We start from the raw sequence: 21,891 nt of genomic DNA on the forward strand, positions 1-21,891 counted from the left end.
AGTCTTCATGAAGGTACTGATCGTTCACGCCCACCCCGAGCCGCAATCCTTCACCGCCGCCTTGCGCGACCAGGCCCGCAGCACCTTGGAGGCCCAGGGGCATCAGGTGCATGTCAGCGACCTGTACGCGATGAACTGGAATCCGGTGGCCAGCGCCGCGGATTTTGGCGCCCGGGATAATCCGGATTATCTGGTGTACGCCCTGGAGCAACGTCTGGGGGTGAAGAACGCCAGCATCGCCGCCGACATCCAGGGCGAGCTGGACAAGCTGCTGTGGGCTGACCTGTTGATCCTCAACTTCCCGGTGTTCTGGTTCTCGGTGCCGGCCATGCTCAAGGGCTGGATCGACCGGGTGCTGGTGTCCGGGGTGTGTTATGGCGGCAAGCGCTTCTATGACCAGGGCGGGCTGGCGGGCAAGAAAGCCCTGGTGACCCTGACCCTGGGCGGGCGCGAGCACATGTTTGGTGACGGCGCGATCCATGGACCGCTCGAAGAGATGTTGCGCCCGTTGCTGCGCGGCACTTTGGCCTATGTCGGTTGTGACGTACTGGAACCGTTCGTGGCCTGGCATGTGCCCTACATCAGCCAGGAAGCCCGAGAAGAATTCCTGCACAGCTACCAGCAGCGCCTGCAACACCTGGCGGACGAGCAACCGTTGGTTTTTCCACGTCTGGACCAATTCGACGAAGCTCTGCATCCACTGCCCCTGTAGCCGCTGCCGCAGGCTGCGAACGGCCCGCGAGGGCCGCGGCGTTCTTGAGATCGCTGCGAGTTTGGCGGGCGATCGTCAGGCAAGGTCCTGCGGACCTTTGCGCAGCTTCGCCGTGGCTCAGCAGCGGCTACAGGGCCAGTGCCGATCGGGGTTGTGTAGCCGCTGCCGCAGGCTGCGAACGGCCCGCGAGGGCCGCGGCGTTCTTGAGATCGCTGCGAGTTTGGCGGGCGATCGTCAAGCAAGGTCCTGCGGACCTTTGCGCAGCTTCGCCGTGGCTCAGCAGCGGCTACAGGGCCAGTGCCGATCGGGGTTGTGTAGCCGCTGCCGCAGGCTGCGAACGGCTCCGCAGGAGACGCAGGGATCTTGACGGCGACAGAAGTTTGTCTGGAAATCGTCAGGCAAGGCCCTGCGGGCCTTTGCGCAGCTTCGCGGGCTCAGCAGCGGCTACAGGGGGCGGCGATTCTATGGGGCGCTCAGAAGCGCAGGGTTGCTCCGGTGGTCAGCCAGCGGTCGCGGTCTTCGCTCAGGTGCTGGCCAACGATCAGGTCCAGGTCCAGGTGCTGCCCTACGTGCAGGCGCGGGCCGGCCTGCCAGCCCTGTTCGCCGCCGCGCTGGCCGTAGCGCTCGGCAATCAGGGTCAGGCTCGGCATGAGGTCGTATTCCACACCGCTGCCCCAGGTCCAGCGGTGGTTCTGCTCGCCATCGTCGTAGGCATGGGTCCAGCCGGCATTGAGGTTCAGGCGCAGGCGGTCGCTGGCGCTGAAGGTCAGGGGCAGGGTGAGGTCGCCGCCGTCGAAGCTGTGGTGGCGGTTCAGGGCCCAGTGGGCGGAACCGGCCAGGGCCAGTTGCAGGCCCAGGTCTTCGCGGTTCAGCAGTTGGACCTTGATCTGCGGGCTGAGCTGGGTTTCGCCGTGTGCGTCGGCCTGCTGGCGCTGCACGGCGGCGCCCAGTTGCACCCAGGGCAGCTGGCTGAAGGTGCAGGCCGGGGCAATCACGCTGTTGTGGCTGGAGCCTTGATGTCGGGTGCTCTGGTACCAGACATCGACATTGCATTCCCCAGGGGCGTTGATGGCGCCGTCATCCACTACATAGGCGCCGCCGGTGGCCTGGGCCTTGGAGCACAGGGCCAGGGTGGCGGTGGCTCCGGCAGTGAGGGCGAGGAACAGCAGGTTGCGTTTGAGCATGCGGCTTTTTGCGGCAGGCAGGGTGTGGCCCCAGGAGGCGGAACGCGAGGAGCGATGTGGACGGTGCTTGGACATGGCGGATCTCGTTCTGTTGGGGCGCCGGACCGCTTGGTTGGGGAGCCGGCGCGGGTGGGTGCTGCGTGGGGTGTTTACTGGTCGTCGACCGACAGGGTCTGGATGCCGCGGACCCGGGCCTGGGCCAGCAGCTCTTCGGTGTCTTCCCCGCCGGGCAGGGCGAGGACGATGTCCGGGCGGCTGTCGGCCAGCATGAAGCTGTTGCGCAGGCGCTCGGCGTGTTTGCCGTGCAGTTGCCAGTTGGGCGGGTAGCGGACGATGTGGGCTCCGGTTTCCCGGGCCCAGTCCTCGATGTGGGCGCCGAGGAACTGGCTGCCGCCGTGGATCACCACCCGCACTTCGTACAGGCGCTGGAAGGCTTCCAGGACCCGGCGGCACAGGCGGCTGTCGGCGTAGTAGCGGCCGGCGCAGATCAGGACGCGCATGGGCTGTCCTCCTTGGCTCCGGTCACGGGGTGCTCGGCGCCGGGCGCGTCGGCCAGGGGCTCGCTGAGGTAGCCGTGCTCGATGTCGCGCTCACCGGCGCGCTCCAGGGCCGGGTAGGCCAGGGCGGCGATGTGGTGGTGGACTCGGCGGTAGTCGCGCAGCAGGCGCTGGAAGATGTCTCCGGATTCGGCCCAGGCGCTCTGGTCTTCGCGCAGTTGGCGAAAGTGCTCGCGGCCGGCGGCGGCTTCCAGGCGCCGTACGTTTTCCTTGCGCGCCAGCAACTGGTGGGCGGTGGGCAGGTCTTCGCGCAGGAACACGGTGATCGCCAGGCTCAGGCTGTCCAGCAACTCCTGGTGCAGCGGGTACAGGGTGCCCAACTCGAAAGCGGAAAAGGCCTCGCCACGGCGCAGACGCCTTACTGCCAATTGCGCCAGGCTAGTGGAAAGAATGTCGCCGGCGTGTTCCAGGTTGATCACCAGCAGCAGGATTTCCTGGGAGCGGTCGGCGTCCTGGTCGCTGATGCCTTCCTTGCCGATGTCCGCCAGGTAGGCGCGGATCGCCGCGCTTAGCAGGTCCAGGGACTGGTCGATGTGCCGCACCTGCTCGGCATGGGTGATGCTTGAGGTGCGAAACAGCTGCAGCACCCGGTCGAGCATGCTCGAAAGCATGTCGGCCATGCGCAGGGCTTCGCGGGCGGCGTTGGCCAGGCCGATATTGGCCACTTCCAGGCCGGCCTGGTCCAGGTACAGCGGCATGCCCGGATCGGTGACCGGGGCGGGAGCCGGCAGCAGCCGGGTCAGCAGCTTGCCCAGGGGCTCGGTGAAGCCAATGAACAGCAGAGCGAGGATCAGGCTGAAGGCGCTGTGCAGGTAGACCACCAGCAACTCCGGTGGCAGGGCTTGCACTGCGTCCAGGTGGGCCAGGGCGGTGATCCAGGGCAGCACCAGGACCACGCCCACCAGGCGCACCAGCAGGTTGCCCAGGGGCAGGCGCCGGGCCACGTTGCCGCTGGCGCCGAGCAGGGATGGCAGGGTGCCGCCGAGGTTGACCCCTAGCACCAGGGCCATGCTGGTGGCTGGCGACAGCAGGCCGGTGCCGGCCAGTGAGGCGATCAGCAGCACCACCGCGACGCTGGAGTGGCACATCCAGGTCAGCAGCATGGCCACCAGCAGCGCCAGCAACAGGTCGCCGTCGAGGCTGGTCATCACCAGCTGGAACACCGGGGTGCTTTCCACCGCGCCCAGGGTGGCGCCGAGCATGCCCAGGGCCAGCAGCATCAGGCCCAGGCCGATCAGCGCGCAGCCGATGCTTTCAAAGCGCGAGTCGTCCCGCAGGCGGAAGGTCAGGAAACCCGCCAGCAGCAGCACCGGGGCCAGCAGCGAGAGGTCGAGGCTGAGCAGCTGGACCACCAGGGTCGAGCCGATATTGGCCCCCAGCATCACCGCCAGCGCGGGGGCCAGGCCCAGGGTGCCGGCAGCGGTAAAGGAGCTGGCCATCAGGCTCACTGCGGTGCTGCTTTGCAGCACGCCAGTAATGCCGACGCCGCACAGCAGCGCCAGCCAGCGGTTGTTCAGGTGTTGCCCGAGCCAGTGCCGCAGCGGGCTGCCGAAGCCGCGCAGGAGTGATCCGCAGATCATCTGCGAACCCCACAGCAGCAGGGCGATGGCGCCGGCCAGGTTGATCAGAAGAGTGGTGCCCGACATGAGTGTGCTCCCGGGTCGGTGACAGGTTCAGGCCATCGCCACGCGCAGCGAGGCGCGGGTGAGGGCGGCGCTGAAACCCAGCAGAAAACGAATTTCAACGGCGCTCAGCAGGCCGCGGACATACAGCCGGATGCTCACGCGGGTGAGCAGGCGGGCGCAGGTGCACAGGCTGCAGACCAGCAGGGCCTGGAGGCCGCGTTGCAACATGGAAAAAGGCTTGAGATACATGGCGATGCTCCTTTCGGGCGAACAGCGTCGCCGTCGGCAGGGCGCTGGCCGCGCCGACGGTGGCATCGTTGGTTAGGTGTATCGGGCGCGGCCGTCCGAGGGCGGCCGCGCCGGGTTCACGCCCTTAGAACCAGGCCCTTAGAACCACTGCTTGAAGCGGCGGATGTACAGGGTCTTCATGGTCTGGGCGACCACGCAGTAGGCGAGCAGGGTGCCCACCAGCCAAGGGAAGTATTCCCACGGCAGCGGCACCAGGCCGACCATGCTGCCCAGGGGCGAGAAGGGCACGTAGATCCCCAGCGCCATCACCAGTCCCGTGGCCAGCATCACCGGCAGGGCCGCGGTGCTCTGGATGAACGGGATCTTGCGGGTGCGCAGCATGTGCACCACCAGGGTCTGCGAGAGCAGGCCTTCGATGAACCAGCCGGACTGGAACAGGGCGGCCATTTCCACGCTGTTGGCGGCGAACACGTACCACATCAGGGCGAAGGTGGTGATGTCGAAGATCGACGAGGTCGGCCCGATCCACAGCATGAAGCGCCCGATGTTGTTGGCGTCCCACTTGCGCGGCTTGGCCAGGTATTCCTTGTCCATCTTGTCCCACGGCAGGGCCAGCTGGGAGAAGTCGTACATCAGGTTCTGCAGCAGCAAGTGGATCGCCAGCATCGGCAGGAAGGGGATGAAGGCACTGGCCACCAGCACCGAGAACACGTTGCCGAAGTTGGAGCTGGCGGTCATGTTCAGGTACTTCATGATGTTGCCGAAGGTCTCGCGACCCTTGATCACCCCTTCTTCCAGCACCATCAGGCTCTTTTCCAGGAGGATGATGTCCGCCGATTCCTTGGCGATGTCGGTGCCGCTGTCCACCGAGATGCCGACGTCGGCATCGCGCAGGGCCGGGGCGTCGTTGATGCCGTCGCCGAGGAAGCCCACGGTGTGGCCGTTGGCTTGCAGGGCCTTGAGCACCCGGGATTTCTGCAGGGGGGTGAGCTTGGCGAACACCGTGCGCTCTTCCACAAGGCGCCCGAGCACCTGGTCATCCATGTGCTCGATGTCGCGACCCAGCAGCGGTTCGCCCGCTTCCAGGCCCACTTCGCGGCAGATCTTCGCGGTGACGATGGGGTTGTCGCCGGTCAGCACCTTGACTGTCACGCCGTTGTCACGCAGGGCGGCGATAGCCGGGCCGGCGGTTTCCTTGGGCGGATCGAGGAAGGTCAGGAAGCCTTCGATCACCAGCTCGCGCTCATCGCTGGCGCTGTACTGGCTGCGGGTCTGGCCCTTGGGCAGGTCCCGGGTGCCCACCAGCAGCACGCGGAAGCCGTCGCGGTTGTAGTCCTCGGCCAGTTGCAGCAGGGCGGCGCGGCGCTCGGCGTCGAGGCTCACGGCCAGTCCGTCCTGGCGTACCCGGGTGGCGGTTTCCAGCATTTCTTCCACCGCGCCCTTGCACACCAGCAGGTGATCGCCACGGGCATCGGCGAGGATCACCGACAGGCGCCGACGGACGAAGTCGAAGGGCAGCTCATCGACCTTGCGCCAGGCGGCCGGCGGGGTGAAGTGCGGGTTGCCCTCGGCGAAGCTGACCACGGCGCGATCCATCAGGTTCTTCATGCCGCTCTGGTGGTGGCTGTTGAGCCAGGCCAGTTGCAGCACCGCATCGCAGCGGCTGCCGCTGATGTCGACGTGGTGTTCGAGGATGATCCGGTCCTGGGTCAGGGTGCCGGTCTTGTCGGTGCACAGCACGTCCATGGCGCCGAAGTTCTGGATCGCGTTGAGGCGCTTGACCACCACCTTGCGCTTGGCCATGGCCGCGGCGCCCTTGGCCAGGTTGGCGCTGACGATCATCGGCAGCATTTCCGGGGTCAGGCCGACGGCCACCGCCAGGGCGAACATGAAGGCTTCGGCCCAGTCGCCCTTGGTGAAGCCATTGATCAGCAGCACCACTGGCACCATCACCAGCATGAAGCGGATCAGCAGCCAGCTGACGCTGTTGACCCCACGGTCGAAGGCGGTCTGGGTGCGCGAGCCGACGATGGAGCGGGCCAGGGAGCCGAAGTAGGTGCGCCCGCCGGTGGCCACCACCACGGCGGTGGCGGTGCCGCTGACCACGTTGGTGCCCATGAAGCAGATGTTGGGCAGGTCCAGCAGGTCTTGCTGGTCGGCGGCCAGGGCCTGGGCGGATTTTTCCTGCACGGCCCCCAGGGTGTCGTATTTCTCCACCGGCAGGGCTTCGCCGGTGAGCACCGCCTGGCTGATGAACAGGTCACGGGATTCGATCAGGCGGATGTCCGCCGGGATCATGTCGCCGGCCGACAGCTGGATGATGTCGCCCACCACCAGTTCGCGCATCGGTACTTCGCGAACCCGGGCCTGCATGCCCATCTGCTCGCGGCGCAGCACCGCGGCAGTGGTGCGGACCATGGCCTTGAGGGCTTCGGCGGCCTTGGCCGAGCGGTGTTCCTGCCAGAAGCGCATCAGGCCGCTGGCCAGCACCATCACCAGGACGATGATCACGCCGGTCAGATCAGTTTCTTCGCCGGCTTGCAGCGGCAGCCAGAAGTCGGTGAAGAAACTGATACCGGTCAGGGTCATCAGCACATAGATGAAGGGGTTGTTGAAGGCTTGCAGCAATTGCACCAGGGCGTGGGGCGGACGGTCGTGGGCGACTTCGTTGTGGCCGTCCCGTTGCAGGCGGCCTTCGGCGTCCAGTTCAGTCAGGCCAGCGGTGCTGGAGTTGACGTTGGCCAGGGTCACGGCCAGGCCGTTCTGGGCTTCGCGGGCGGCACGCATCGACAGTTTGTTGCTGTCGCGGGTGGCGCTGGTGTTGCGGGAAGTTGTGGTTTTTACAGTCATTGCGTGTGCTCCTGCCGCCTGACTACGGCACGACACAGCGACCACTCAACTAATTAAAGACGAGCGAAAGTATGTCGAGCCGCAGGTTAGCGATCGATACGGATCTTGGCGTTTTTCAGGTTTTAACGTTCGCTGCCCAAACAATGAAGTTGAATGGACAGCGAACCTACTACTGGCCTCTTCCATAACTTTCTCCAGCAAGTTTTATTAACGAGAAGGCAATAAGGCGCCGTCAAACTTCCAAGTAAGAAGTTTGTGTGAAAACAACGGAAAGTGACCGTTGATTTATGGGTAAGTGCGCGCCCCGAGGTACAGGCCGAAGATCAGTCCGGCCTGCTGCAAGAGCAGGGCCGCGCCCCGACTCTGCGGGTCCTGGCTGTCGTCCAGGCTCCAGCGTTGTTGCAGCTGGCCGGTCATCGGGCAGACGCGCCAATTGGCCCGCAGGGCGGTGGCGGCGCAAGGTGAGGATGAGGAGAACGGCGAGCGTGCCAGAGCCTTGGGCTCACGGCACAGCTTGACCCGCATGGTGGCGGCAAAGGCGCGTACGCCGGGCATTACAGAAGATGTGAAGTGCATAACTTGTGCCTCGTGACCGGACTGGTTCCGGGGAGGCAAGTTACGTTGGAGCGTCAAGCCCTAGCGCAGCTCACCCGACCGCGGAGTCGAGTCCCGTCATTTTTCAGGGGTGCCTGGCGCTGCGCAGCGGCAGTGACCAGACAGCGTCTAGATACTGTGTCCATTGGCTTCTTTAGTGAGTTGAAAAAAGGCCGGATTTCCCGGCCCGCGCAATTTACTCAGGAGGGTCCATCGAGTCAAGGTTAAATTGCCTTGAATCGTTGTTCGATGATGAAGTTTCAGGTGAGGTTCAGCTTGAGGGATGAGTTCAGGCGTCGAGAGTGGGAAACATATAAGGGACACAAATAAAAAGTGCCCATGACCGATGGGGCGTCATGAGCACTGAATATAACTTCGCGGATTATCAGTTCAGCAAGTGCCGGGAGATATCCTTGTAAGTGTTGCTGTCGGTGGCGGCCATCAGTTGCCGTCCATCCTTTAAGGTGCCGATGAAGGTCACCTCGTTTTCAGTCCCCGCCATCAGGTAACCGGCAATGGCGCCTACCGGCCCCAGCAGCATGGCGCCGGCCACGCCATAACCGAAGGCGTCCTTGTTGGCGACGGGGCTTTCAGTGGCGATTTCCAGGCTCTTGAAGGCCGATGCCTTGATCTCGACACCGGCGCTGTTGAGCACTGTCTTGAGCCTGAAGGTGCCGTGGCGGTACTCGCCGGCGCCCTGCAGAAAATCGCCCGATAAAACTTCAATATTTGCCATGTTGAATCATCCTTATCCAAGCATAACGAGACGGACCATTGAGCCCCTGGTCAGTGGGGGCGTCAACGGGGTTGCGATGAAGGGTGCTACCGCCAGTCCGCCTTCACCTGTCCTGAGCCTCGGTCAGGATCTCGCGCTCAATGCTGATCCAGATCAGGGCTGTGAAAGGTTGTAGCAGGGGATGGCGACTGGACCTCGATGTTCCGACCAGTGGCGGGCGCGGGCCGGAGGCAACGGGCAGGAAAAAGCGATGTTAAAAAATGTTAGATTGAAAAATATCTTCACATAATCCGCTCATTGGTGGATGATCGTTCACAGCCAACGCTCAACCTGATAACAACAGCAACAGGATGGCCATGATGATCGCTTCGCTCCTGCCTCTCTCGGCACCGGTTCACGGTGCCATGCACCTTCCGGGCTTGCCGTCTGGCGCTGCGCCTGTTGCCGCTCTCTGTGTTGCATTTGCCGGACCTGCAATCCGGATTTCCCTGTCCTGCCCGGTTCTTGCCCGGCGCCTGTCCGGCGCGGCACAGTCCTGGTCTATTTCTGGAGTCCCCCATGAATAACAACAATGTCGGCGTCATCGGTCTTGGCGCCATGGGCCTGGGCATCGCCCGTTCGCTGTTGCGCAGCGGTTTCAAGGTGCACGCCTGCGATGTGCGTGCCGCGGTCACCGAGCAGTTCGCCGCTGAAGGCGGCGTGGCTTGCGCCTCGGCCGCGCAGTTGGCAGAGCAGTGCGAGGTAATCATCACCGTGGTGGTCAATGCCGAGCAGACTGAAAGCGTGTTGTTCGGCGAGGGCGGGGCGGTCGCGGCCCTGCGCCCCGGCAGCCTGGTGATCGGTTGCGCCACTGTGGCCCCGACCTACGCCGTGGACCTGGGCCAACGCCTTGAGGCCCAGGGCTTGCTCTATCTGGATGCACCGATCTCCGGGGGCGCGGCCAAGGCTGCCGCCGGCGAGATGACCATGATGACTTCCGGCCCGGCCGGCGCTTACGCCAAGGCCGAGGCGATCCTTGCGGGCATGGCTGGCAAGGTCTACCGCCTGGGGGATGCCCACGGGCTGGGCTCCAAGGTCAAGATCATCAATCAGTTGCTGGCCGGGGTGCACATTGCCGCCTCCGCCGAAGCCATGGCCCTGGGCCTGCGCGAAGGGGTGGACGCCGATGCCCTGTACGAGGTGATCACCCACAGCGCCGGCAATTCCTGGATGTTCGAGAACCGCGTGCCGCATATCCTCAAGGCCGACTACACGCCCTTGTCCGCGGTGGACATCTTCGTCAAGGACCTGGGCCTGGTGCTGGATACCGCCCGCGCCAGCAAATTCCCGCTGCCGCTGTCGGCCACCGCGCACCAGATGTTCATGCAGGCTTCCAGCGCCGGTTTCGGTCGCGAGGACGACTCGGCGGTGATCAAGATCTTCCCGGGCATCGAGCTGCCCGTGGCCAAGCCTGATGCCGTTTGAGGAGCCTGTGATGACGACTTCCACTCCACGCCCGTTGCTGGGTTGCATCGCCGATGACTTCACCGGCGCCACCGACCTGGCCAACATGCTGGTGCGCGGCGGCATGCGCACGGTGCAGAGCATTGGCATTCCCAGCGCCGAAGTGGCCGCCGGCCTGGACGCCGACGCCGTGGTGATCGCGCTGAAGTCCCGCACCACCCCGGTGGGCGAGGCCGTGGCCGAATCCCTGGCGGCGCTGCAATGGCTGCGCGAGCAAGGCTGCGAACAGATCTTCTTCAAGTACTGCTCGACCTTCGACTCCACCGCGGCGGGCAACATCGGTCAGGTCAGCGAGGCGTTGCTCAAGGCGCTGGGTGGCGACTTCACCCTGGCCTGCCCGGCGTTTCCGGAGAACGGCCGGACGATTTTCCGCGGCCATCTGTTTGTCCAGGACCAGTTGCTCAATGAATCGGGCATGCAGCATCACCCGCTGACGCCGATGACCGACGCCAACCTGGTGCGGGTGCTGCAGGCGCAGACCGCACTGCCGGTGGGCCTGCTGCGCTACGACAGCGTGGCCCAGGGCGTGGACGCGGTGCGGGCGAAGATCGCCGAACTGCGGCAAAAGGGCGTCGCCATGGCGATTGCCGATGCGCTGTCCGATGCCGACCTCTATACCCTCGGCGCCGCCTGCGCCGACCTGCCGCTGTTGACCGGCGGTTCCGGGCTGGCCCTGGGCCTGCCGGAGAATTTCCGCCGCGCCGGCAAGTTGCGTGATCTCGACGCCGCGAATCTGCCGTCGGTGGCCGGTGGCGAAGTGGTGCTGGCCGGCAGCGCCTCGGCGGCCACCAATGCCCAGGTGGACGCCTGGCTTGAGGCCGAGCGTCCAGCCCTACGCATCGATCCCCTGGCCCTGGCGGCGGGCGAATCGGTGGTGGCCCAGGCCCTGGCCTTTGTCCAGGCGCAGCAGGACACGGTGCTGATCTACGCCACCAGCACTCCCGAGCAGGTCAAGGCGGTGCAGCGGCAATTGGGCGTCGAGCGTGCCGGGGCCCTGGTGGAGAACGCCCTGGGCGAGATCGCCCGCGGCCTGCGGGATAACGGCGTGCGGCGCTTTGTGGTGGCCGGCGGCGAAACCTCCGGAGCGGTGGTCAAGGCCCTGGGCGTGCGTCTGCTGCAGATTGGTGCGCAGATCGATCCCGGGGTGCCGGCCACGGTCAGCAGCGGCGGCGAGCCCCTGGCCCTGGCCCTGAAGTCCGGCAACTTCGGCGGTCGCGACTTTTTCAGCAAGGCCCTGCGCCAACTGGCCGGAGGTCAGCCATGAGCCGCGAAAACGCCCTGCGCGAAGAAATCTGCGACGTCGGCCACAGCCTCTATCAACGCGGCTACACCGTGGGCAGCGCCGGCAATATCAGCGCGCGGCTCGACGATGGCTGGCTGATCACCCCCACCGATGTCTGCCTCGGGCGCCTCGATCCGGCAGCCATCGCCAAGGTCAACCTGGCGGGGGAGTGGGTCAGCGGCGACAAGCCGTCCAAGACCCTGGCCCTGCATCGCCAGGTGTATGACCGCAATCCGGGCGTGGGCGGGGTGGTGCACACCCATTCCACTCACCTGGTGGCACTGACCCTGGCCGGGGTCTGGCGCGACGACGACATCCTGCCGCCGCTGACCCCGTACCAGGTGATGAAGGTCGGGCACATTCCACTGATCGGCTACCAGCGTCCGGGTTCGCCCAAGGTCGCCGAGCAGGTGGCGCAACTGGCCAACCGGGTGCGCGGGGTGATGCTCGAACGCCTGGGCCCGGTGGTCTGGGAAAGCAGCGTGTCCAAGGCCAGCTATGCCCTGGAAGAACTGGAGGAAACCGCGCGCCTGTGGCTCATGAGCTTGCCGCGACCTGAGCCCCTGGATCAACACGCCCTGGACGAACTGCGGGACGCTTTCGGCACCGCCTGGTAATCACTGACAACGCTTCACGGCAAGCGCCCCCGGGAGCGCCATCGGGCTCTCGTGGGGAGCGGCTTGCCGGTAAAAAACAATAACAACAGGACTTCCCGAGATGAATGACTGCATTGGCTTTACGGGTCCCAGCGTCACCTGCAACACCTGCCAACCACTGGGTGGAGGGCTTGCCCAATGAGCCCGCTGATTCTGATGATCACCGCCGGGGCCGGTATCGCCCTGTTGCTGTTTCTGGTGCTCAAGTACAAGTTCCAACCCTTTGTCGCGCTGATGCTGGTGAGCATCCTAGTGGCCCTGGTGGCCGGGGTGAAACCAGCGGAGCTGGTGGCCACCATCGAAGGCGGCATGGGCAAGACCCTTGGCCACATCGCCATCATCATTGCCCTGGGCGCCATGATTGGCCGCATCATCGAACTGTCCGGCGGTGCCGAGGCCCTGGCCAAGACCCTGATCGAGCGCTTCGGCAACCGCCGCACGCCCCTGGCCCTGACCATCGCCGGCTTCATCATCGGCGTGCCGGTGTTTTTCGAGGTCGGGGTGATCATCCTCATGCCCCTGGCCTACGGCGTGGCCCGCAGTGCGCGCAAGCCGCTGCTGGTGTTCGCCTTGCCGATGTGTGCCGCGTTGCTCACCGTGCACGCCTTCCTGCCGCCCCATCCGGGCGCGGTGGCGGCGGCCAGCCAACTGGGCGCGGACCTGGGTCGGGTGCTGATGTTCGGCCTGCCGCTGACCGCGCTGCTGTGCTACGTCGGCTACCGCGTGGCCGGGCGCATGACCCGGCGCAACTACCCGATGACCGACGATATCCGCGCCGAAGTCTATGGCCCGCATGTCACCAATGAAGACCTGGCGGCCTGGAACAGTGGCGCCGAGCAATCGGCCAGCCCGCAAGCACTGGCGGCCGTGGCCCATATGGGCCTGGAGGAATCCACCGGCACTCTGGCGGCGAAACTGCCGCCGGCGCCGCCACCGGGTTTCGGCCTGATCGTCAGCCTGATCCTGCTGCCTATCGTGTTGATCCTGCTGGGCACCCTGGCCACGTCCTTGCTGCCTCTGGAATCCACCCTGCGCGGCGTGTTGACCGTACTGGGGGCACCGCTGGTGGCGCTGCTGCTGGACACCTTGCTTTGTGCCTGGCTGCTGGGTTCGCGCCGCGGCTGGAGCCGCAGCCAGGTCTCCGACGTGATCGGCTCGGCCTTGCCCGGGGTGGCCATGGTGATCCTGATCGCCGGTGCCGGCGGGGTGTTCGGCAAGGTCCTGGTGGACACCGGGATCGGTGCCGTGGTCTCCGACATGCTGCGCACCACCGGCCTGCCGGTCCTGGCCCTGGGCTTTTTGCTGACCATGCTGCTGCGCGCCGTGCAAGGCTCCACCACCGTGGCCCTGGTGACCACGGCGGGCATCATCGCGCCGCTGATCGCCACCCTCGACCTGAGCCCCAACCACATGGCCCTGCTGTGCCTGGCCATGGGCGGTGGCGGGCTGGCCATGTCCCACATCAATGACGCCGGGTACTGGATCTTCACCAAGCTGGCTGGGCTCAACGTCGCCGATGGCCTGCGTACCTGGACCGTGATTACCACTTTGCTCGGCACCTTGGGGTTCTGTATTACCCTGCTGATCTGGCCGTTTGTCTGACCCTTTGTCCCAGGAGTTCCCATGCCTCGTTTTGCTGCCAACCTCAGCATGCTCTACCCGGAACATGCCTTTCTTGAACGTTTCGCCGCCGCAGCGGCAGACGGCTTCACGGCCGTGGAGTACCTGTTTCCCTACGACTACAGCCCCCAGGTGCTCAAGCAGCACCTGGACGATCATGGCCTGCAGCAGGCGCTGTTCAACGCGCCCCCCGGTGACTGGGCGGCGGGGGAGCGGGGCATCGTCTCCCTGCCCGGACGCGAGCAAGAGTTCCGCCAGGGCTTCGACAAGGCCCTGGAGTACGCCGCGGTGCTGGGCAATTCACGGATTCACGTGATGGCCGGCCTGCTGCCGTCGGAACAGGACCGGGCCCGCCATCACGCGGTGTACCTGGAGAACCTGGCCCATGCCACGGCCCAGGCGGCCAAGGCCGGGATCACCGTGCTGCTGGAGCCGATCAACACCCGTGACATGCCGGGGTTCTTCCTCAATCGCCAGGACCAGGCCCAGGCCATCTGCAAGGAAGTCGGTGCGGCCAACCTCAAGGTGCAGTTCGACTGCTACCACTGCCAGATCGTCGAAGGCGACCTGGCGGTGAAGCTGCGTCGGGACCTGGCGGGCATCGGCCATATCCAGATCGCCGGGGTGCCGGATCGTCACGAGCCGGACCTTGGCGAGCTGAACTATCCCTACCTGTTCCAGCTGATGGACGAGCTTGGCTATGACGGCTGGGTCGGTTGCGAATACCGCCCCCGCGGCGACACCTCCGCTGGCCTGCAATGGCTGCGCGACTGGCAGGCGCGCCAAGGCTCGGCGGTGTAGCCGCTACTGCAGGTTGCGCAGGAAAAGGTATCTGGGGAACGTCGCGCAAGGCCCTGCGGGCATCGCTTTATGTAGCCGCTGCCGAAGGCTGCGAACGAGCCGTAGGCTCGCAGCGATTCCCCGACCGCCGAGGCCCCTGCGGTGCCTTGCGCAGCCTGCGGCAGCGGCTACAGAGGGTACGAAGGCCACGAACGGCTTGCGATGATTCGTAGCGATAAACACAGGAGTTTTTCCATGCAGCGTCTTGCCTGCCGGGCCGCGCTCGGCCTGATTTTGTCCCTGGGCGGTATGTCCCTGGCCGCGGCCGCGAGCTTGCCGCCGGCCACCGAGGGCGATTGGGTTGCCCCGCAATTCACCTTTCACAACGGCGAACAGCTCGCCAACCTGAAACTGCACTACATCACCCTGGGCAACCCCAAGCACCCGGCGATCCTCTACCTGCACGGCACCTACCGGCCGGCCAGCGACCTGCTGAGCAAGGATTTTGGTGGCGAGCTGTTCGGCCCGGGGCAACCTCTGGACGCGAGCAAGTATTACATCATCGCCACCGATGGCATTGGCGTCGGCCAGTCGAGCAAGCCTTCCGATGGCCTGCGCGCGCGGTTTCCCCAGTACAACTACGACGACATGGTCCAGGCCCAGTACCGGTTGGTCACCGAGGGGCTGGGGGTCAAGCACCTGCGCCTGATCATCGGCAATTCCATGGGCGGCATGCAGACCTGGCTCTGGGGCCAGCAATGGCCACAGATGATGGACGCCCTGGTGCCCATGGCCTCCCAGCCCGGGGAAATGTCCTCGCGCAACTGGATGATGCGCCGGCTGCTGGTGGAGTCGATCAAGCAGGACCCGGCCTGGGACAACGGCAATTACCGGGTCCAACCGCCGTCTCTGCGTCTGGCCAATGCGCTGTTCGCCACTGGCACCAGCGGCGGCACCCTGGCCTATCAGGCCCTGGCGCCGACCCGGGCCCAGGCCGACCAGTTGGTGGATGAACGCCTCAAGGCGCCACAGACCGCCGATGCCAACGACTTCATCTACCAGTGGCAGTCTTCGGCGGACTACAACGCCGCGCCGGGGTTAAGCAAGATCCAGGCGCCGGTGCTGGTGATCAACGCCGCGGACGATGAGCGCAACCCGCCGGAAACCGGCACCCTGCAAGCGGCGCTCAAGCAAGTGAAAGATGCTCGCCTGCTGTTGATTCCCGCCAGCGCCGAAACTCGCGGGCACGGCACCACCGGCATGGCCCGGTTCTATGCTCGTGAGCTGGGGCAGTTCATGGCCGACACTGAGAGAGCCCACTAGGCTCTGTCCGAACAGTGTTGAGACAAAGGTCAGGCAAGGCGAAAACGGTCGAGGAACGGCCAGGGTCGCGTTCGACTTTACGGGGTGTAAATGAGCCTTCCGATCGGACTCGCGCACGAGACCGTTTTCCACGCAGCTTCACCGAGTATCAAGGCTTTTCGTACAACGCCTAGGGAGGGCTGTTCACTCTTTGTGGCGAGGCAGCGTGCTCATGCCAGGTGGCGCCGCCGCCCCAAACCCGGACGGCGCGACCTTTCGGGGATTGAGGGGCATCAGGCATTGCGTCTGCTGCGCAGATGAGCGGGAGCACGTTCCCTGGCCACGGATTGCAGGTGTTGGGGGCTATCGCTGGCTCAGGATGGTGCCGGCAGCAGCAATTCCACCCCGTGCTTGCGAATGCCGTCCGCCGCTGCGGGGGCCAGGGCCGCGTCGCTGATGATGATGTCGAACTGCTCCAGGTCGGCGATCTTGTACATGCCGAAGGTGCCGTACTTGGAGCTGCTGGCCACCAGCACCACCTGGGTCGCCGATTGCATTGCCACCTGCTTGACCTCGACCTTCAACGCCGACGGCGTGGTGAGGCCCCGGCGCAGGTCCCAGGAACTGGTGGAGATAAAGGCCACGTCCGTGACCACCTGGCGCAGAGTCGCCACTGCCAGCCCGCCAACGCAGGAATGGTTGGAATGGTCCAGCTGCCCACCGGTGTGGATCACTGTCACTTGGGGCGCGTCGAGCAACGCCTGGACCACGCCGAAATCGTTGGTGATTACGGTCATGCCCGACAGCGCCTTGATGTAGGGCACGATCTCCAGGGTGCTGGTGCCAGCATCCAGGTACACCGTCATGTCCGCGTGCAACAGGCTCGCCGCGAGCTTGGCCATGGCCTGCTTCTGCGGCAGTTCCACCACGGCCTTGGATTGATGGCTGGGCTCGCTGTGCAACTGACTGGCGATGCGCACGCCACCGGTCACCGAATGGGCGCGGCCTTCCTGTTCCAGCAGGGCGATATCCCGGCGCACCGTCATGTGTGAGCAGTCGAACATCTCCATCAACTGGTGCACGCTGAGTACCTGATGCTTGCGCAATTGGCGCAGGATCTGCTCGCGGCGCTGTTCCGGAATCATCGGGGCGTTGCTGTCAGTGGCGAGGTCCTTGGGACTGGGCATTGGGGCTCCGGATTGGCGGGTCGGCAAAGACAGAAATGGGCTCGTCATAGTAGCGAAACTCGCCGCCGCGGACGAGATTTACTGCCGTTCACGAGTCAGCAAATTCTATCTTGAGGCCGTCGTCAGCAGTTGCTTGAGCAGGCAGTGCGGTCGATATGCCAGCGCTGTTTGAGCCGTTGCAGGCTGCCATCGCGTTTCATCGCCTCCAGGGCCCGCTGCCAGCGGGCGACCCGGGCGGCGTCGACCTTGGGGGAAAAGGCAATGTAGGCGTCCTGGCGCATCAGCGGCATTTGGTAGCTCAACTGATCGAAGGGCATGCCTTCTTCGGCGGCGAAGGTGCTGACGCTCATGGTGTCGGCCACCAGGTATTGCACCCGTCCCAGTTGCAGCAGGCGAATCATGACCTGCGGGCTGTCCACCCCCCACAGATTGTCCAGCCCCTGTTGCTTGAGGTAGCGGTAGACCAGCCACTTGCGCGGTACGGCAATCTGCCCGCGGGTCTGGTGCAGGTCGGTGACCGCGCTGTGGTCGCCAGTGCGGGCGTACAGCGCAGTTTCGGTCTGCATCAGCGGCCCCACCCACTGATAGCGCGACTCGCGCTCGGCCGTGCGCAAAATGGTAAACACCGCGGTGTCTTCGGCCTCGCTGGCATCGCGCAAGGCGCGCAACATCGGCCGTTGCTGGACCTGCACCGGATCACCGGTGCGTTGCGCCAGGGCTTGCACCACCTCCACAGCGAAGCCCGTCATGTGCTCGCCCTGTTGAAAGTGCAGCGGCGGGTGGTTGTCGGTCAGCATGCGCAACTCGCCAGCGTGAGCGGTGAGACTCAACAGCGACAGCATGGTCCCCAGTACCCAGTTCATCGTGTTCCTTGAATAGACAGAAGAGCAAAGCTTAGTACGAGCCTCCACGAGGCGTCGCCAGAAAAAATACGGCGTCATGGGTCGGCACGCTGATAGAGCCGGGTGTTGGTCTCGTCACACTGACGACACTGCAGCAGCCGGCTTTCCGTCATCAAGGCCAGGGTTGAATACAGCCGGTCTTCGGTCAGTCTGGGTTGCCAGGCCTTGTCGGTACCGGACAGCAGGGAAACCAGGCCTTGGTCCTCGAGGCTGATGCGCAGCCTTGGCTTGGCCTCGGTCATGCGCATGGCGGCGATGCCGAAGTGCTGGCTCAGCAGGTTGTTCTCGATCAGGTTGAGGACCAGTTCCGCCAGGCTGATCTGTTGTTTGCGCTGCAGTGAGCGAGCCCAGTACTGCAATGACAGCCGCGCCTGGCCCCCCTGGTCCAGATAGGCGCTGTGCCGGGGGCAGGCGCTGAGGTCCTGGGTGATGGCCGCCACCAGAAACAGCAACTGCAAGGCCTCGCCGGCGGCTTGCTCGTCGTGGTTGTCGATGTATTCCTGCAGATGGTCGATGCGCTCGAACAGATCCAGCTCGGCCACTTGCAGCCCCGCCTCCAGCAAGTTCGCGGCCTGCGGGGACAAGGCCCGGTAGTGTTCCAGGACCGCTTGCACCGAACTCTCGGCCCGCAGTGGGATGCAGTCCAGGGACAGCAGTCGGTCGCGCAGTGCCTCACTGCTGTGCAGGCCCTGGGCGATATGCAGTTCCATCCAGCCGAACAGGCTTTCAAAGGCCAGGCGCTGGGCCTGACGCAATTGCAGGACTCGCCACAGTGCCTGGGTCGGGGCCAGTCCGGCCACCTGCTCGGCCGGGAAGTCGGACAGGGGCAGCAGCGCCATGGCCCGGCGCAGCACCGGCAGGCTGGTTTCGCTGCCCAGCACCTGCAACGTGGCGCGGATCAGGTTGATGGAACATTCGCGGTGGCTGGCCCTGGGGTTTTTCGCCGTTCCCGCAGGTGGGTAGAACTCGTCGCGAAAAATCTGCGCTTCCTGGCGAGTTGGCCAATTGCGCCCCCACTTCATATGCACGGCGCCGGCCTGCTCGACACTGCCCTGCAGGTCTTCGACGCAGATCAGCCACGGATAGAGCGCCAGCGTACGCAAACCTTTATCCAGGGCCCGGGCCAGTGCTTCACCAGCTTCGGTGACGCCGTAGGTGCCGTCGGGTTGCGGCCAGGCCAGGCCCAGGCCGGTGTCAGGCTTGAACGAGGGGCCGTACTGCACCGCATCGAACCAGCTGGGGCCGCGATGCCAGGCCTTGAAGTCCAGGGGGAAAGGGCCTTTGCCGGGCGGGCTGTACTGGCCATTACCGGCCATGTAGGCACCGTCACCGACCAACTGATGGCTCCAGCCGAACAGCACCTCGATCTTTTCCCTGAACCGTTGGAAGCGCTGACCCGCGGACAGTTCGCCCGAGTAGGTCTGGCTGTGCTGATTGAAGATCCACACCGCCCAGCACATCACCGAATACGGGCGAATCCACTGGGTGCCGTTGTTGATCCCCGGCATGAACTGGTCCATCAGTTCCAGGTTGGCTTGTCGCAGTCCGAGGTAATCCACGCCGCCGCTCTCACGCACGGACGGGGAGACGAAAAAGGCGCGTTGAGGCAATGGGCTCATGGTTCGAGTGACACCATCAGGGCCTGGCAATACTGGCAGTGGCTGATGCGGCGTTGCGTCAGGCGGGCAAGGGCTTCGCGCTCCACCGGGGCGCAGCACCAGCGGGTATTGGGGCAACTGCTGATGGTGCGATGGTTGACGCGGTAATAACCCGGCCGCGGGCGATTGGGGGAGTGGATGTGCTGCAACGCGGTGATCTCTTCTGGGGTGAAACGATTTGCCGGCAGCCGTTGCTGACGGGCCTGTTGGCGATCTTCGATGTAGCTGCTGAGCAACGCCCGCAAGGTGCTGGTGTGTTGCACCGCGTCCAGGGCTTCCAGGGCCTCGGCCACCCCGTGGTCCACCAGCCGTTGCGCAGGTTCCTGGTTGAACCAGCGTTGTGCCAGGTGCCGGGCCTGGACGAAGTCCACGGGCCCCTGGCCGTAGCGTTCCAGGTACTCATGCAGGGTGGTGGCGTCCAGCGTCCCCAGGGTTGTGCTAGAGGCCAGCCTGCCCGGCAGCGCCAGGGTGGCGGCCAGGCCGTAGACCGCTTCGTCCACCAGTGGGCGATCTTCGGCGGCCAGTTGGGCATGGTCGACGCAGTTGAGCCAGCGCTGGGCAAAATCCCGGGCATTGGCCGGCAGGTGCAAGCGACGCAGATAGAAGTCCAGGGCGACATGGCACCAGACATACAGCAGCTGGGCTTTCTTGCGGCTGCTCAGGCCCTTGAGGTTGACCAGACTCTGTAGGGTCTGGTTGAACTCGTTGATCAGGTTGGGAGAGGGCAGCGATTCGAGGTTGGGGTCCGACGCCGGATCGAAGTCGCCGTCTTCTCGACCATCGTCCAGCTCGATGATAGGTGCCGCATCACCGTGCCCCACGGGTCCTTGCCCGGGGTTGGCGTGGTGCAGCAAGCCTGCGATGGCCTGGAGCAACGCCCAACTGCCGTCGCGGCCGGTAGCGGCTTTGGCCACGCTCGGCAGCCAGTGGCGAGGGCGCTGGGGCGGCTGTAGCGCAGGCGGCTCGGTGCCGCCTGGCGGGTTGACGGGCGTCGTGGCGGGCTCAGTGCGCAGCGGTGCATCGGGCTCTTCGGGCAGTTGTTGCGCGTGCAGCACCAGGCAGTTGAGCAGGATCTGCAGGTCGCCCTGGGCTTGGTTGCCCCCCAGCAGTCGGCCCAGAGCCCCGCACAGGCTGCGAATCGGCAGGGGCATGCTCAGGTAGGCGTCAATGCAGACCCAGCCTCGGGCACTTTGTGTCGCGCGCTCCAAGCGAAGTTGCAGCCCCTCGTCCAGCCTGGTGTCCAGGGTCCGCTGCAGCGGCCAGACGAAGCCGCCTTGCGCGGTCAGTTGCAGTGGCGCCGTTTCGAGGACTTCTTCGGCGCACTCCAGGATCGCCAGCCATTCTCCGGCCAGCGCTTGCTGACCGATCAGCCGGCCTTCCAGTTGCTGTTCTTCGTTGAGGCGTGCATAGACGCACAGGGTCGCCTCCTGGTCCTGGCGCTCGAAGGCGTCCGCTTCATAGCGCGGTGCTTCGACGGGCTCCCAGCACTCATCCGTGGCGCTGTCGAGCTTGCGCAGCACCGCCACTTCCACGTTGTCGGTGCTGTCCATGGAGGTCCGGGTGGCATTCACGCTGCCGGTCAGGGTCCAGCTGCCGGCGCCGCGCAACTCCAGCCACTTGGCGTGCAGCCGTCGCTGGTTGTGTTCGACCTTGGGCGTCACCCAGTCGATCTCGACTGGCCAGTCCCTGGTCTGCTCTAGGGGAAAGGAGCAGACGCCGTTGCCTGGAACCCCCACGGTGAGCCGAGGGATGCTCAAGGTCTTGAGCAGATGGCCCAGGGACTGTCCATCACGGCTGTGGAAGGGCGAAAGCAGCAGCAGGCTGTGCCAGCGCCGGCCTGCGGCGCGCTCGATCAATTGCTCGGTGATGGCGGTGTCCAGGGAATGCAGCAGTTCCACCGGCTGCGGTGGCGCCTGATCATGAAACTGCTGGCTGAGGGCCCGGGCCCGTTGAATGAAGGGCAAGAGGGCGCTGTCGTCGGCGATCTGCAGGTGCGGCCGGGTGCAGAGATTTTCCAGGAAGTCGGCGAAGTCGGCGAAAGCCCCCGGCTGCTCCCCGGCGCTGAGGACTTCCAGTACCTCGACATTGCCGCCGTGGCCGCCAAAGGTCAGGTTGCCGCTACCGACCATCAGCAGGTCCTGATCTTCGCCGCGCAGGTAGGTGATCTTCGGGTGGAAAATGCCGTCTTTGACCCGGACCGGAATCAAGGCGTAGTCCTTGCCTACATGCCGCGCCCGCAATTCCATCATCGAGGCGCGGTAACCCTGGATATCCACCAGCAGGGTGACTTTTTCACAGCCGGCTTCGCGCAGTCGAGGCAGCACGTAGCTTTCGAAGTAGGTCAGGCTCAGGGCATAGGTGGTGAACAGGGCCTCTTTCCACGGGCCGTTTTCGATGAAGTGCAGTGGCGACGGTCCGTTCGGGCCTGGGGGGTTCGGGGGGGACGCCATCGTGTTCTCCAGTCCATGGGGCGAGGCTCAAGTCGGTGGCTGAT

At 65.1% G+C, this 21,891-nt stretch carries 18 protein-coding genes; 7 read left to right on the top strand and 11 right to left on the bottom strand.

The annotated features are described in order from the left end of the window. Window positions 1-7 precede the first annotated feature (7 nt). Entirely contained in the window at window positions 8-712 is a 705-nt protein-coding gene (locus tag PFZ56_RS19300; RefSeq protein WP_394304413.1) for an NAD(P)H-dependent oxidoreductase, read from the top strand. Between the two features lie 473 nt (window positions 713-1,185). Here PFZ56_RS19300 and PFZ56_RS19305 read toward each other — a convergent pair whose 3' ends face one another. The 7 genes from PFZ56_RS19305 to PFZ56_RS19335 form a co-directional block, all read right to left on the bottom strand. Next, entirely contained in the window at window positions 1,186-1,971 is a 786-nt protein-coding gene (locus PFZ56_RS19305; RefSeq protein ID WP_170004893.1) for a hypothetical protein, read from the bottom strand. Window positions 1,972-2,045: 74 nt separating this feature from the next. Then, window positions 2,046-2,396, bottom strand: a complete 351-nt coding sequence (locus PFZ56_RS19310) for a DUF2493 domain-containing protein (RefSeq protein ID WP_170004891.1) — start codon at window positions 2,394-2,396, stop codon at window positions 2,046-2,048. Continuing rightward, window positions 2,384-4,099 carry a Na/Pi cotransporter family protein gene (locus PFZ56_RS19315; protein WP_170004889.1) on the bottom strand — a complete coding sequence of 572 codons (1,716 nt, stop codon included), beginning with the start codon at window positions 4,097-4,099 and terminating at the stop codon, window positions 2,384-2,386. The genes PFZ56_RS19310 and PFZ56_RS19315 overlap by 13 nt, the downstream gene beginning before the upstream one ends. A gap of 27 nt (window positions 4,100-4,126) precedes the next feature. Continuing rightward, window positions 4,127-4,327, bottom strand: a complete 201-nt coding sequence (locus PFZ56_RS19320; protein WP_102879669.1) for a hypothetical protein — start codon at window positions 4,325-4,327, stop codon at window positions 4,127-4,129. 138 nt (window positions 4,328-4,465) lie between these two features. After that, window positions 4,466-7,177: a magnesium-translocating P-type ATPase gene (gene mgtA, locus PFZ56_RS19325; RefSeq protein ID WP_102879668.1), complete on the bottom strand. Its 2,712-nt coding sequence runs from the start codon at window positions 7,175-7,177 to the stop codon at window positions 4,466-4,468. Between the two features lie 285 nt (window positions 7,178-7,462). Next, a complete protein-coding gene (locus tag PFZ56_RS19330) occupies window positions 7,463-7,753 on the bottom strand; it encodes a hypothetical protein (protein ID WP_102864541.1) in 291 nt (96 codons plus the stop codon). 403 nt (window positions 7,754-8,156) lie between these two features. Then, entirely contained in the window at window positions 8,157-8,507 is a 351-nt protein-coding gene (locus PFZ56_RS19335) for a hypothetical protein (RefSeq protein ID WP_102864542.1), read from the bottom strand. A gap of 558 nt (window positions 8,508-9,065) precedes the next feature. Between PFZ56_RS19335 and ltnD the strand changes: the two genes are divergently transcribed. The 6 genes from ltnD (at window position 9,066) to PFZ56_RS19365 (ending at window position 15,671) form a co-directional block, all read left to right on the top strand. Next, the gene (gene ltnD / locus PFZ56_RS19340) at window positions 9,066-9,971 is read left to right on the top strand and encodes an L-threonate dehydrogenase (RefSeq protein ID WP_170004887.1); all 906 of its coding nucleotides are present in this window, start codon (window positions 9,066-9,068) and stop codon (window positions 9,969-9,971) included. 10 nt (window positions 9,972-9,981) lie between these two features. Next, window positions 9,982-11,274, top strand: a complete 1,293-nt coding sequence (gene otnK, locus PFZ56_RS19345; protein WP_102879666.1) for a 3-oxo-tetronate kinase — start codon at window positions 9,982-9,984, stop codon at window positions 11,272-11,274. Next, the gene (locus PFZ56_RS19350; RefSeq protein WP_170004885.1) at window positions 11,271-11,909 is read left to right on the top strand and encodes an aldolase; all 639 of its coding nucleotides are present in this window, start codon (window positions 11,271-11,273) and stop codon (window positions 11,907-11,909) included. Before otnK ends, PFZ56_RS19350 begins: the two co-directional genes overlap by 4 nt. Window positions 11,910-12,086: 177 nt before the next feature. After that, entirely contained in the window at window positions 12,087-13,550 is a 1,464-nt protein-coding gene (locus tag PFZ56_RS19355) for an SLC13 family permease (protein ID WP_213666261.1), read from the top strand. A 21-nt stretch (window positions 13,551-13,571) separates the two neighbouring features. Beyond that, window positions 13,572-14,369, top strand: coding sequence for a 2-oxo-tetronate isomerase (gene otnI, locus PFZ56_RS19360; RefSeq protein ID WP_170004994.1), 798 nt, complete (start codon window positions 13,572-13,574; stop codon window positions 14,367-14,369). A 234-nt stretch (window positions 14,370-14,603) separates the two neighbouring features. After that, on the top strand, window positions 14,604-15,671 hold the full coding sequence (locus PFZ56_RS19365) for an alpha/beta fold hydrolase (RefSeq protein WP_102879662.1): 1,068 nt from the start codon (window positions 14,604-14,606) through the stop codon (window positions 15,669-15,671). A gap of 353 nt (window positions 15,672-16,024) precedes the next feature. On the opposite strand, the gene PFZ56_RS19370 is transcribed toward PFZ56_RS19365, so the two are convergent. The 4 genes from PFZ56_RS19370 to PFZ56_RS19385 form a co-directional block, all read right to left on the bottom strand. After that, window positions 16,025-16,837, bottom strand: coding sequence for a DeoR/GlpR family DNA-binding transcription regulator (locus PFZ56_RS19370; RefSeq protein WP_170004996.1), 813 nt, complete (start codon window positions 16,835-16,837; stop codon window positions 16,025-16,027). Between the two features lie 122 nt (window positions 16,838-16,959). After that, on the bottom strand, window positions 16,960-17,700 hold the full coding sequence (locus PFZ56_RS19375) for an ABC transporter substrate-binding protein (RefSeq protein WP_110651531.1): 741 nt from the start codon (window positions 17,698-17,700) through the stop codon (window positions 16,960-16,962). A 74-nt stretch (window positions 17,701-17,774) separates the two neighbouring features. Next, window positions 17,775-19,358, bottom strand: a complete 1,584-nt coding sequence (locus PFZ56_RS19380; RefSeq protein ID WP_170004998.1) for a hypothetical protein — start codon at window positions 19,356-19,358, stop codon at window positions 17,775-17,777. Beyond that, window positions 19,355-21,847 carry a phospholipase D family protein gene (locus PFZ56_RS19385; protein WP_110595540.1) on the bottom strand — a complete coding sequence of 831 codons (2,493 nt, stop codon included), beginning with the start codon at window positions 21,845-21,847 and terminating at the stop codon, window positions 19,355-19,357. The genes PFZ56_RS19380 and PFZ56_RS19385 overlap by 4 nt, the downstream gene beginning before the upstream one ends. Between the last annotated feature and the right edge of the window lie 44 nt (window positions 21,848-21,891).

The sequence above is a fragment of the Pseudomonas danubii genome (assembly GCF_042980055.1).
GTDB classification, from domain to species: Bacteria; Pseudomonadota; Gammaproteobacteria; order Pseudomonadales; family Pseudomonadaceae; genus Aquipseudomonas; species Aquipseudomonas danubii.